Below are 12,494 nucleotides of genomic sequence, written 5' to 3'. Positions count from 1 at the left end.
ATTGCAAAAATCAGCTGCCGAATTGGTCTCAAAAAAATTTGTTGCACAAAATAAGATAAGGAAAAATTATTATTCAAACATCTTCCTCATGCAGCGCCTTATTGTACCCTCGGCAGCCTTTCCACCCATGAGGTTCTTTATCTCCTTTGCAAGGGCCTGTGCAGCAACCAGATCCGTGTGCCTGATCTCACCCTTCTCTATCCATTTATTTACCTCATCATCAAGGTCTGATAGGGTGTTGAGTGCTGCATCCAGTTCCTCCTGCTCCTCAAGGAGGTGCATTGATTTAGCGCTCCTCACAAGGAGTTCAGGGTTCATGGCCTTGAGCATTCCATTAACACCTGAGGTTTCAACGAGTGAAGCTATGGTCTGGAGTGTCATGAGGATCTGCTTTTCAACCATCTCCTTGGGGGCCCTGATTATCTGTGTACCCACATAGTAGTAGTCAAGGACACCTGAAAGTGTGACCGCTGTAACAAGTGACCCCATATCTGCAACTGCACTTGATACGTCGGCTGGTACAACATAGGCTACCTTACCGCAGCTTTCAGCGAGTTCAACGCATCTTGATATCTGTTCATCTGTTGCTATGTCAAGTTCACTGCTTGAGTGACCCCCTATGACATAGTGGCCGTGCTGTGGTGTACCAGGGACGGCTGCAGGGTGCATTGATGCTATACCCAGGTCCTTACGATCCCTTCTAAGCTCCCTTTCAAGTACGTAGTAGAGTACCACAGGTGAGACCGTACAGGTGTTTGCTATGACAGCCCCCTCTGGCAGGTGATTTGTTATGTTCTTTGCTATCTCAAAGGTCTTCTTACCGAAGGGTGTGAAGAGTACTGCTATTTCAGCCTCACTGGCTGCCTCTGCATCGTTGTCTGTTACTGTGACCCCTGCATCCTCAACCACCTTCCAGTGTGCATCATCCAGCATATCCCTTGCTGGTTCTGCCAGTACAACGTCATGTCCGGCCTCTGCAAATTCAATTGCCATTCTGCTTCCACCGTAGGGTGCCTCACCCCCATATTTTTCAGGCAAGTTCAGCTGGTCCACATAAAGTTTCTGGTTACCCGCGCCATAAACTGCAACTTTCATAGTGCTCACCTAACATTAATATATTGTTAAGTAATTTGAATGAATATTATAAATTTTGGCATTTTTTTCTTTGAAAAAATTAGGAGCCCCCAGCATCCTAAAATACATTAAGAAGTCAAAAATTATTTTAAAATTTGATATACTCCCATTTAAATTCCATATTAAGATTTAAAGGTCTTAAATATGATATAAATTGAAATAATGACATCTGAGATGGAAAATTTTTTAATAAAAGATGGTGATTCTATAATACAGTGGCCTTAAAGGTGGTAAAAAGAGGAAAAATCAGGTGCTCAATGTACTGATCATAAAAAATTTAAGGGATCTATTCTGGCTCGGGTTCGCCGTAAAGCTGCTCTGCTATCTTCTCCAGGGTTTCAATACCCTTTGCCTCCTTCTTGAGAAGCGGGACCTCTGCAACCACCTTATCACTGAATTTCTCCCGGATCTGCTTAAGCCTCTCCTGCTGGAGTTTTCTGCGGGCATTACAGAACTCGCAGTCGCTCTCCTCCGGGAGGACCTGGTTCACTATTACGCCGTCGGCGTGGATACTGTACTTCTCGAGGGCCTTCATTGCCCTCTCTGACTCGTAGATGGACATCTCCTCAGGGATGACAACCATCTTGAAGGATGTCCTCTCAGGGTCTGACATGACCTCCCTTGCAGCGTTTATCTGCTTCTTGGTGGCCTCCATGTCCTGCAGCGCCCTGTCCTCCTCTTCCTCATCACCCATGAATGGGAGTATGTTCTTGAAGGCCTTGGCCATGCTTCCTATCTGCCTCCTTATCTTTATCATCTTCCCGACCCATGAGTCCATTATTTCAGGGAAGGATAGGAGGCGGAGGGTGTGACCGGTTGGTGCCGTGTCAAAGATAACGATGTCGTATTCATCGGTTGTCATGTACCTCAGGAACTGGTCGAAGGCCGCAGCCTCATCGATACCCGGGGACATTGATGCCATGTCCATCTGGTCCTGGAGCATATCCAGGCCCATGCCAGGGTTCATTGCAGCCTGTTCCTGAAGTTTTGCCTGGTACTCCTCCATTGCAACCTCAGGGTCTATCTCAACCGCATAGAGGTTCTCGGTTATCTTTGTGGGGGTGTGGCCTATCTCCCTCTCCAGTGAATCTGAAAGTGAGTGTGCAGGGTCAGTTGAGATCACCAGGGTCTTTTTACCTGACCTTGCCATCCAGAGGGCTGTTGCAGCCGATATGGTTGTCTTACCAACTCCTCCCTTTCCACCTATGAATACAAATGTTGTTTTGCCCTTATTGAACTTGAAGAGATCCTTAAATGCCATTATACTCCTCCTGTAAAATTAATCATCGATCCAAGATCAGCATCACTGATATAAGTTTTTCTACCTCTTTTGATAGTTATATAAAATATACCCTACTTACTTTTAACCATTGCTGTTTGATGAGAGTGGTTCCATGAAGTGTGTTCCCGGGCTTTGTTCTGAAGTGGTATCGGTAATAGAGGATTTCATAAGGCAGAAGGTGGCTGAGAGTGGAGCCAGCGGTGTGGTGCTGGGGCTCAGTGGTGGTGTGGACTCAAGCACAGTAGCATACCTTGCAGTTAATGCTCTGGGACCTGACAGGGTCCTCGGGCTAATCATGCCATCCAGTACTACCCCCAGGGATGATCTGAGACATGCCAGGACCGTTGCAGATGAACTTGGAATTGAGAGTGAAACCATAGACATTGACCCCATCATAGAATCCCTCACTGGGCTCTGCAGCCACAATGCGAATGAACTGGCACTGGCAAACCTTAAACCAAGGGCCCGCATGGTGATCCTCTACTACCATGCCAACTCCCTGAACCGGCTCGTGGCAGGTACCGGTAACCGGACCGAGCTACTTCTGGGTTACTTCACCAAGTACGGTGATGGTGGAGTTGATATGCTACCCATCGGAGGACTGTACAAGGGACAGGTCCGTGAACTTGCGGGGAGGCTGGGTGTTCCCCCTGAGATAATAAAAAAACCTCCCACAGCCGGCCTCTGGCACGGCCAGACCGATGAGGAGGAACTCGGCATGAAGTACGATCTACTGGATGAACTCCTCTGCCTCCTGGTTGACAGGAAGCTCCCGGTGGAGGAGGTCGCATCCACCCTATCACTGCCACCCTCAGAGGTTGAAAGGATTGCCAGTATGGTTAAGGGATCGGAGCATAAACTGAAACCCCCTGAGGTCCCGGATATCTGGGAGGTGATGGAGTGTTCACACTGATCTACATAACAGCATCCTCAGTGGATGAATCAGCATCCATCGGACGTAAACTTGTTGAGGAGAGACTCGCTGCCTGTGTTAATATAATCCCCTCCATAAGGTCCATCTATCACTGGGAGGGAAGCATGGAGGAGGATGAAGAGTCAGCCCTCATTGTTAAAACGTCCCATGAACTGACCCCGCAAATAATTAAAAGAGTCAGGGAACTACATAGTTATGATAATCCATGCATAATATCAATTCCCATAACCGGGGGATCTCGTGATTACCTTGAATGGTTAGATGATGAAGTTAAAAGGCCATGATGGCGGTGATTCAGTGGATATTGAAAGAAAATGGCGTGATAGATGGAGAGATGCTGGCATATTTCAGGCTGACCCTGATGACAGAGAAAAGATATTCCTCACAGTCGCTTACCCCTACCCCAGTGGTGCGATGCACATAGGACACGGGAGGACCTACACTGTCCCTGATGTCTATGCACGGTTCAAGAGGATGCAGGGCTACAACGTCCTGTTTCCCATGGCCTGGCATGTCACAGGGGCCCCTGTCATAGGGATAGCGCGGAGGATTCAGAGGAAGGATCCCTGGACCCTCAAAATCTACAGGGAGGTCCACAGGGTCCCCGAGGATGAGCTTGAACGTTTCAGTGACCCTGAGTACATAGTTGAATACTTCAGCAGGGAATACCGGTCTGTTATGGAGGATATGGGCTACTCCATCGACTGGAGGCGTGAATTCAAAACCACGGATCCCACCTACAGCAGGTTCATACAGTGGCAGATAAGGAAGCTGAGGGACCTTGGCCTCGTAAGGAAGGGCGCCCATCCTGTTAAGTACTGCCCTGAATGTGAAAACCCTGTGGGTGACCATGACCTCCTTGAGGGTGAGGGGGTTGCCATAAACCAGCTCACACTCCTCAAATTCAAACTTGGAGACTCATACCTGGTCGCAGCCACCTTCAGGCCCGAGACAATCTATGGGGCCACCAACCTCTGGCTGAACCCTGATGAGGATTATGTGAGGGTTGAAACAGGTGGTGAGGAGTGGATAATAAGCAGGGCTGCCGTGGATAATCTTTCACACCAGAAACTGGACCTCAAGGTTTCCGGTGACGTCAACCCCGGGGACCTGATAGGGATGTGCGTGGAGAATCCTGTGACGGGCCAGGAACACCCCATACTCCCGGCTTCCTTCGTTGACCCTGAATATGCCACAGGTGTTGTGTTCTCTGTCCCTGCACATGCCCCTGCAGACTTCATAGCCCTTGAGGACCTCAGGACAGACCATGAACTCCTTGAAAGGTACGGTCTTGAGGATGTGGTTGCTGATATTGAGCCCGTGAATGTCATAGCAGTGGATGGCTACGGTGAGTTCCCGGCGGCCGAGGTTATAGAGAAATTTGGTGTCAGAAACCAGGAGGACCCCCGCCTTGAGGATGCCACCGGGGAGCTATACAAGATCGAGCATGCGAGGGGTGTTATGAGCAGCCACATCCCTGTCTATGGTGGTATGAAGGTCTCTGAGGCCCGTGAGGTCATCGCTGATGAACTGAAGGACCAGGGCCTTGCAGATGAGATGTATGAATTCGCTGAGCGACCTGTTATATGCCGCTGCGGTGGCAGGTGCGTTGTGAGGGTCATGGAGGACCAGTGGTTCATGAAGTACTCTGATGACGCCTGGAAGGACCTCGCCCACAGGTGCCTCGATGGCATGAAGATAATACCCGAGGAGGTCCGGGCCAACTTTGAATACTACATCGACTGGCTCAATGACTGGGCATGTTCAAGGAGGATAGGCCTTGGAACAAGGCTGCCCTGGGATGAGAGGTGGATCATCGAACCCCTCACAGACTCAACAATCTACATGGCATATTACACCATCGCACACCGCCTCAGGGAGATGGATGCCGGGGAGATGGACGATGAGTTCTTTGATGCCATATTCCTAGATGATTCAGGAACCTTTGAGGATCTCAGGGAGGAATTCCGGTACTGGTACCCCCTTGACTGGAGGCTCTCTGCAAAGGACCTCATAGGCAATCACCTGACATTCCATATATTCCACCACTCAGCCATATTCCCTGAGTCAGGGTGGCCCCGGGGGGCTGTGGTCTTTGGTATGGGCCTTCTTGAGGGCAACAAGATGTCATCCTCCAAGGGCAACGTCATACTCCTGAGGGATGCCATCGAGAAGCACGGTGCAGACGTGGTGCGGCTCTTCCTCATGTCCTCAGCAGAGCCATGGCAGGACTTTGACTGGAGGGAGAGTGAGGTCATCGGGACCCGCAGGAGGATTGAATGGTTCAGGGAATTCGGAGAGAGGGTCTCAGGTATCCTGGATGGTAGGCCAGTCCTCAGTGAGGTTACTCCAGCTGAACCTGAAAGCTTCATTGGAAGGTGGATGATGGGTCAGCTGAACCAGAGGATACGTGAAGCCACAAGGGCCCTTGAATCATTCCAGACAAGAAAGGCAGTTCAGGAGGCACTCTATCTCCTTAAAAAGGATGTTGACCACTACCTTAAGCGTGTTGAGGGTAGAGTTGATGATGAGGTTAAATCTGTCCTTGCAAACGTTCTGCACGCCTGGATAAGGCTCATGGCTCCATTCATACCCTACACTGCTGAGGAGATGTGGGAGAGGTATGGTGGTGAGGGTTTTGTAGCAGAAGCTCCATGGCCTGACTTCTCAGATGATGCAGAGAGCAGGGATGTGCAGGTTGCAGAGGAGATGGTCCAGAATACCGTTAGAGACATTCAGGAAATCATGAAGATCCTTGGATCCACCCCGGAGAGGGTCCACATATACACCTCACCAAAATGGAAATGGGATGTGCTAAGGGTCGCAGCAGAGGTAGGAAAACTAGATATGGGCTCCATAATGGGAAGGGTTTCAGCTGAGGGCGTCCATGATAACATGAAGGAGGTTGCTGAATTTGTAAGGAGGATCATCAGGGACCTTGGTAAATCAGAGGTTACGGTGATAGACGAGTACAGCGTACTCATGGATGCATCTGATTACATTGAATCAGAGGTTGGAGCCAGGGTTGTGATACACAGCAAACCAGACTATGACCCTGAAAACAAGGCTGTGAATGCCGTTCCCCTGAAGCCAGCCATATACCTTGAATGATCCTCAGACAGCTCTTTTCCTAGAGTATAAATCCAGACCCATTTTTTCTCTTTTCTCTGCAAACATATGAATGAGAAACCTTACTCAAAGGAATATCAAGACACATCTCTTTTCTCTGCAAACATATGAATGAGAAACCTTACTCAAAGGAATATCAAGACACATCTCTTTTCTCTGCAAACATATGAATGAGAAACCTTACTCAAAGGAATATCAAGACACATCTCTTTTCTCTGCAAACATATGAATGAGAAACCTTACTCAAAGGAATATCAAGACACATCTCTTTTCTCTGCAAACATATGAATGAGAAACCTTACTCAAAGGAATATCAAGACACATCTCTTTTCTCTGCAAACATATGAATGAGAAACCTTACTCAAAGGAATATCAAGACACATCTCTTTTCTCTGCAAACATATGAATGAGAAACCTTACTCAAAGGAATATCAAGACACATCTCTTTTCTCTGAAAAATTATGAAAAAAAGAATCTTTCTCAATGGTCGATAAAATCCTCAATCCATCCACACAGACCTTTCAACCCGGTTCACAAGGGTCCCCACACCCTCAACGGTGGCCCTCACGGTGTCCCCCGGTACCATCTGGCCCACACCAGGGGGTGTGCCAGTTGCTATGACGTCCCCTGGCTCCAGTGTCATGACATGGGATATGAACTCAAGGAGCTCGTGGACCGTGAATATCATGTTGGACGTGTTTGAGGACTGTCTGACCTCCCCATTGAGTTTCAGGGATATATCAAGATTATCCGGAGTTACATCAGTCTCTATTACAGGTCCTATCGGGCAGAAGGTGTCAAAACTCTTTGCACGTGTCCACTGACCGTCCCTCCTCTGCAGGTCCCTTGCAGTTACATCATTGAGGACAGTGTAGCCTGCTATGAACTCAGATGCCGCCGAGGAGTCAACCCTCCGGGCCCTCTCTGATACGACGGCTGCAAGTTCAACCTCATAGTCAACCTCTGAGGACATCTCAGGATATATCACTGTGTCCCCATGACCTATCACGGTTGTCGGCGGTTTAAGGAAGATGATCGGTTCATCAGGGATGTCCATTCCAAGTTCAGCGGCATGGTCCCTGTAGTTGAGGCCCACACAGACTACCTTGGATGGGGATACCGGTGGTAGTATCCTCACATCATCCAGTGAATGTTCAGCAATGACCTCAGGGTTATCTGAGAGGTATTCCTCCTTCCGGATCTCCAATATTCTTCTGTTCTCTGTGAACCCGTGAAGGAGCCTTCCATCCTTCATGAACCTCAGGAATTTCAATTCACTCACCCTCAGGGTATTATCCTCTCAATGGGCACAACAAGTATATCCCTTGCCCCCACCGCCTTGAGCCTGTTTATGAGGTTGAAGACCTCCTTTTCATCCACCACTGCGTGTACTGCCACAACCCCGTTATCTGAGAGCACCTCTGAGACCGTGGGGCCTGTCATCCCGGGCATCAGGGCCCTGACCCTGTCAAGGTTTTTGCGGTCGATGTTAAGCATCACCAGTCTCTTCCCCTCGGCATCTATGACTCCGCGTATCCCTGTTCTGAGTTCCTCTATTATCCCTGATTTGGTGGCGTAGCTTTCCCTGTTTGCTATGAGCTTAACCGAACTTTCGAGGATGGTGTCGATTACCCGGAGGTGGTTCATCCTGAGGGTTGTCCCTGTGCTGCTGAGGTCTGTTATGAGGTCAGCGACTCCAATGAAGGGCGCTATCTCTGTTGATCCTGTGAGTTCAACAACCTCCGCATCTATACCGTGCTCCCTGAGATAGTTCTCTGTTATCCCCGGGAACTCTGTGGCTATAACTGCACCCTGAGGTATGTCCTCCGGGCCCCTGATGGTGGAGTCCTCAGGGGCTGCAAGAACCAGGCTGGCCCTCCCGTATTTGAGGTCCTCCAGGATTTCAACGTCACTTCCCCTTTCAACTATGAGGTCATAGCCGGTGATCCCCAGGTCAGCGGCACCGTCGGCAACGAATTCAGGTATGTCCGCTGCTCTGCTGAACATTACCTCAATCTGGGGGTGCTGTGTCTTTGAGAATAATTTCCTGTTAACAGTATCCTTAAGGCCGACACCCGCATTTTCAAGTAACCTTATTGCAGGCTCGCTTATCCTTCCCTTGGAGGGAACCGCTATTCTTATCTTCATTCAATCCCTCGATGACTGGTTAAATTTATTTTACATTAAGCTCCTGCAGGGTTTATTCATTCATCTGCAGGATCTATCATTCTTCACTGGAGATTAACTTATATCTCTTTCAGGAAACCTATATAATAGGTTTGGAGTCCGGTCCCTGACCGGATTATAAGTTAGAACTTATAAGTTATAAGGTGGTTCCATGGATAATGAAAGCATACTGATAACCGGTCCAGAGATCCTTGATGCGGGGGGAATCCGGCGGGGATCCGTCCTCATTGAGGATAACAGGATAGCTGATGTCTCGAACACCCTCAGCCCGGGGGATGCTGACACCGTTATTGACGGAACAGGCAAGCTCCTGATCCCTGGACTTGTGAACACACACACTCACCTCTCAATGACACTCTTCAGGGGGATTGCAGATGACCTACCCCTTGACAGGTGGCTGAACGATCACATATGGCCTGCCGAGACCCGGCTCAACGGGGATTACTGCTACGCCGGAGCCCTGCTGGGATGTATCGAGATGATAAGATCAGGTACAACCTCCTTCAACGACATGTACTTCTACATGGACCACGTTGCACGTGCCGTGGAGGAGGCAGGCCTCAGGTGCGTCATAAGCCACGGTATGATAGACCTGGGAGACACTGAAAAGATGACTGCCGAACTGAGGGAGAGCCGCAGGATAATAAAGGAATGTCATGGGATGGCAGATGACCGCATAAGGGTTGCGCTTGGCCCTCACAGCCCCTACACGTGCTCAGAGGAACTCCTTAAAGAGACAGCTGCCCTGGCCGATAAAAATGATCTCATGATACATATACATGTCTCAGAGACAGAGAATGAGGTCAGTGAAGTCTCCAGGTCCCATGGAATGACCCCTGTGGAGTACCTTGATGAGGTTGGTGTGCTGGGCCCACGGACCGTGGCTGCCCACTGCGTGTGGCTGAAGGACTGGGAGATTGATATACTTGCAGAGAGAGATGTGAAGGTCTCACACAACCCCTCAAGTAACATGAAACTTGCATCGGGAGTATCCCCGGTCGCCCGGCTCCTCCAGAGGGGTGTTAACGTTTCACTGGGAACCGATGGCGCCGCATCAAACAACAACCTTGACATGTTCCAGGAGATGAAAACAGCCTCACTGCTCCAGAAGGTGAACCTTGAAGACCCTACAGCGCTTCCAGCCATGGATGTGTTCGGTATGGCCACACTCAACGGTGCCAGGGCCCTTGGAATCGACGCCGGTCTTATAGCCCCTGGTAAGCTCGCTGACATCGTCATACTTAACACCAGGAGGCCCCACCTGACTCCCTGGAGAAACCCTCCGTCACACACAGTATATTCTGCCTCAGGGGCCGATGTGGACACCGTTATATGCGATGGGAGGATTCTCCTGATGGATGGAGAACTGGAGGTCCTGGAGGAGAAATATGTGATGGAACTCGCAGAAGCAGCTGCCGCGGAGCTAACAGGATGATGGCCCTCTTTGATGTTGATAAGACCCTGATACACCGGTCTTCCGCCCATGAGAATGCCTTCAGGCACGCCTTCAGGGAGGTCTATGGTGTTGATGCCGGCGTGGAGCTCATAGACTACCACGGAAAGACAGACCCTGTGATAGCAGAGGAGGTCCTCCTCCTCAGGGGCCTTGAAGGTGAAGAGATAGAGGGTCAGCTGCCCAGATTCCTCCGGGAACTCAGAGAATACGTGAAACATAACATAAATGAAGAGAATATAGAACTCATAGATGGCGTGGAGGACTTCCTGAGTTTCCTTAAATCCATGGATGTACCTATGGGCCTTGTTACAGGCAACCTGAGGGAAATAGCATTCATGAAGCTCGAAAGGGCAGGTATTGCAGGTTACTTTTCCTTCGGGGGGTTTGGTAGTGACAGTCCTGACAGGAATAAGCTAACAGAGATTGCGGTTAGAAGGGGTCTCAGGATCGGTGCAACCGGGAGTACCGTGCTTTTCGGAGACACTCCCCATGACATGAGGGCTGGTGACCATGTTGGGGCTGTTAACATCGGCATATCCGCAGGAAGGTACAGTGATCGGGCCCTGATGGCGGCAGGGGCCCGCCATGTATTCCCTGATTACAGAAAACCTGAACTCCGGGATACCGTGCTGAAGATAATTGCAGATGATCATCGGCAGCAGATCATATGAGCTGACCTATGTTTAAGGTGGCCCTAGGCTGATTTAAGGCCCCTCTCTATGAAGCCGGGTCTTCTGGTCCTGTTGAGGACTATGCTCTTAAGCCATTCAGGTCTGGTTTCAGGGAAATCCTTCCTGTAATGGGATCCCCTGCTCTCCTCCCTTATCAGGGCTGATTCCACCACCATTGATGAGGTTACAAGCATATTTTCAAGTTCGAGGGCCTCGATGAGGTAGGTGTTAAAGCCAGACGTCTCAGGGACATTCAGATCTCCCATCATCGTCGTGAGGTCCTGGATAACTGCTCTGGCTGATTCAAGGGATTCACGGCTCCTTACTATGGCAACACCGTTCCACATGGCCTCATGGAGCCTGTCCCTTATCTCGGATGGGCTGTGTGATCCTTCGGCCACCATTGACTTTATACGGTATTCCTCCTCCTCAACAGCAGACCTGATAGACGCCGGGGCTGATTTGATGGCGTTCCTTGCAGCTGCTATCCCGGCCCTCCTTCCAAATACCTGGGTATCCGCCAGTGCATTGCCGCCCAGTCTGTTGGCTCCATGGACACCACCGGTAACCTCACCGGCTGCAAAGAGGTTCCTGAGGTTTGTCCTGCCCCACTCATCTATCCTGACGCCTCCCATGAAGTGGTGTGCTGTGGGTGCCACTTCCATTGGCTCGGACCTTATATCAATACCAACATCCTGGAACTGGAGGAGCATGGTCTCAAGCTTCTCCTCTATGACCTCATCGGGCAGGTGGCTGACATCAAGGTAGACTCCACCATTCCCGGTGCCCCTCCCCTCCATGATCTCGGTGTAGATTGCCCTTGCAACAACATCCCTTGTCGCCAGTTCACCTCGGGGGTCGTATCTCTTCATGAACCTCTCCCCCTCACTGTTGAGGAGTATTCCGCCCTCACCCCTCACGGCCTCTGTCACAAGGACCCCTCTCCTTGACTCGGGGTAGACCATGCCCGTGGGGTGGAACTGGACCTGTTCCATGTCTATTAGGTCAGCCCCTGCCTTCCATGCCACTGAAAATCCATCCCCGCCCTTCTGGATGGTGTTGGATGTAACGGGGTAGATGTGGCCGGCCCCGCCGGCTGCCAGGATGGTTGAAGACGCCCTGAAGGCCACAGTGGTTGAGTCCCTTATGGATACACCCATGGCTCCCAGTACACGGTCCTCCTCCACAAGGAGGGATGTTATCATGATCTCCTCAACTGTCTCTATATCCCGTCGTATGACCTCCTCCTTGAGGGCTGTTATCATCTCATGGCCGGTGCGGTCCCCCTGGTAGCATGTCCTCCTGTAGGTCTGCCCCCCAAAGGGCCTCTGGTCAAGCAGCCCGGATTCCTGTCTGTCAAAGAGGGCTCCATATGTTTCAAGGTCCCTCAACCTGTCGGGTGCCTCATCCACAAGTATGCGGACAAGCTGGGGGTCATTGAGGAATCCTCCACCCCTCATGGTGTCCTCGAAGTGCACATCCGGACTGTCCTCGGGGTCAACACATGCAAATGCAGCGTTGTATCCTCCTTCAGCCATTCCAGTGCATCCTGATTTAAATGATAATCCCTTTGAAACTATTAATGGCGTGAGATTGTGTTCAGAAACTTCTATGGCTGCCCTGCAGCCAGCTCCACCTGAGCCTATTATCAGAACATCACATTCATAGACTTGACTTTCCATGGACAATATTTTTAGCATT

General features: G+C 50.3%; 10 protein-coding genes. 5 read left to right on the top strand and 5 right to left on the bottom strand.

Features of this window, described 5'->3' with window-relative positions; translation table 11 throughout:
* Positions 1–69 precede the first annotated feature (69 nt).
* Positions 70–1,095, bottom strand: coding sequence for a H(2)-dependent methylenetetrahydromethanopterin dehydrogenase-related protein (locus MTCT_RS07015; RefSeq protein WP_048061073.1), 1,026 nt, complete (start codon positions 1,093–1,095; stop codon positions 70–72).
* Positions 1,096–1,420: 325 nt separating this feature from the next.
* Entirely contained in the window at positions 1,421–2,395 is a 975-nt protein-coding gene (locus MTCT_RS07010; protein ID WP_010877121.1) for a TRC40/GET3/ArsA family transport-energizing ATPase, read from the bottom strand.
* 133 nt (positions 2,396–2,528) lie between these two features.
* Between MTCT_RS07010 and MTCT_RS07005 the strand changes: the two genes are divergently transcribed.
* Genes MTCT_RS07005 through leuS form a run of 3 tightly spaced genes read left to right on the top strand, consistent with a single transcriptional unit; the run spans position 2,529 to position 6,461 of the window.
* Positions 2,529–3,329 (top strand): NAD+ synthase, encoded by an 801-nt coding sequence (locus MTCT_RS07005; protein WP_048061072.1) that lies wholly within the window; start codon positions 2,529–2,531, stop codon positions 3,327–3,329.
* Positions 3,317–3,634 (top strand): divalent-cation tolerance protein CutA, encoded by a 318-nt coding sequence (gene cutA / locus MTCT_RS07000; RefSeq protein WP_010877119.1) that lies wholly within the window; start codon positions 3,317–3,319, stop codon positions 3,632–3,634. The genes MTCT_RS07005 and cutA overlap by 13 nt, the downstream gene beginning before the upstream one ends.
* Positions 3,615–6,461: a leucine--tRNA ligase gene (gene leuS / locus MTCT_RS06995; protein WP_048176024.1), complete on the top strand. Its 2,847-nt coding sequence runs from the start codon at positions 3,615–3,617 to the stop codon at positions 6,459–6,461. The genes cutA and leuS overlap by 20 nt, the downstream gene beginning before the upstream one ends.
* Before the next feature lie 517 nt (positions 6,462–6,978).
* Here leuS and MTCT_RS06990 read toward each other — a convergent pair.
* Together MTCT_RS06990 and hisG are read right to left on the bottom strand one after the other, a co-directional pair.
* Positions 6,979–7,752 carry a fumarylacetoacetate hydrolase family protein gene (locus MTCT_RS06990; RefSeq protein ID WP_048176023.1) on the bottom strand — a complete coding sequence of 258 codons (774 nt, stop codon included), beginning with the start codon at positions 7,750–7,752 and terminating at the stop codon, positions 6,979–6,981.
* An 11-nt stretch (positions 7,753–7,763) separates the two neighbouring features.
* Complete coding sequence (gene hisG, locus MTCT_RS06985) at positions 7,764–8,627, bottom strand: ATP phosphoribosyltransferase (protein ID WP_048176022.1); 864 nt, start codon at positions 8,625–8,627, stop codon at positions 7,764–7,766.
* Between the two features lie 190 nt (positions 8,628–8,817).
* Between hisG and MTCT_RS06980 the strand changes: the two genes are divergently transcribed.
* Positions 8,818–10,101: an amidohydrolase family protein gene (locus MTCT_RS06980; RefSeq protein WP_048176021.1), complete on the top strand. Its 1,284-nt coding sequence runs from the start codon at positions 8,818–8,820 to the stop codon at positions 10,099–10,101.
* Positions 10,098–10,793: an HAD family hydrolase gene (locus MTCT_RS06975; RefSeq protein ID WP_052457403.1), complete on the top strand. Its 696-nt coding sequence runs from the start codon at positions 10,098–10,100 to the stop codon at positions 10,791–10,793. Before MTCT_RS06980 ends, MTCT_RS06975 begins: the two co-directional genes overlap by 4 nt.
* Positions 10,794–10,816: 23 nt before the next feature.
* Here MTCT_RS06975 and tfrA read toward each other — a convergent pair whose 3' ends face one another.
* Positions 10,817–12,475 carry a fumarate reductase (CoM/CoB) subunit TfrA gene (tfrA, locus tag MTCT_RS06970; protein WP_048176020.1) on the bottom strand — a complete coding sequence of 553 codons (1,659 nt, stop codon included), beginning with the start codon at positions 12,473–12,475 and terminating at the stop codon, positions 10,817–10,819.
* Positions 12,476–12,494 lie beyond the last annotated feature (19 nt).

Origin of the sequence: Methanothermobacter sp. CaT2 (assembly GCF_000828575.1) — an archaeon.
In the GTDB taxonomy this organism is placed as follows: domain Archaea; phylum Methanobacteriota; class Methanobacteria; order Methanobacteriales; family Methanothermobacteraceae; genus Methanothermobacter.
This window is presented reverse-complemented; position numbering and strand designations above follow the sequence as displayed.

Excerpts from the sequence above, each read along its gene's own strand:
- MTCT_RS07015 (WP_048061073.1), bottom strand. The coding sequence starts at position 1,095 with ATGAAAGTTGCAGTTTATGGCGCGGGTAACCAGAAACTTTATGTGGAC.
- MTCT_RS07010 (WP_010877121.1), bottom strand. The coding sequence starts at position 2,395 with ATGGCATTTAAGGATCTCTTCAAGTTCAATAAGGGCAAAACAACATTT.
- MTCT_RS07005 (WP_048061072.1), top strand. The coding sequence starts at position 2,529 with ATGAAGTGTGTTCCCGGGCTTTGTTCTGAAGTGGTATCGGTAATAGAG.
- leuS (WP_048176024.1), top strand. The coding sequence starts at position 3,615 with ATGAAGTTAAAAGGCCATGATGGCGGTGATTCAGTGGATATTGAAAGA.
- hisG (WP_048176022.1), bottom strand. The coding sequence starts at position 8,627 with ATGAAGATAAGAATAGCGGTTCCCTCCAAGGGAAGGATAAGCGAGCCT.
- MTCT_RS06980 (WP_048176021.1), top strand. The coding sequence starts at position 8,818 with ATGGATAATGAAAGCATACTGATAACCGGTCCAGAGATCCTTGATGCG.
- MTCT_RS06975 (WP_052457403.1), top strand. The coding sequence starts at position 10,098 with ATGATGGCCCTCTTTGATGTTGATAAGACCCTGATACACCGGTCTTCC.
- tfrA (WP_048176020.1), bottom strand. The coding sequence starts at position 12,475 with ATGGAAAGTCAAGTCTATGAATGTGATGTTCTGATAATAGGCTCAGGT.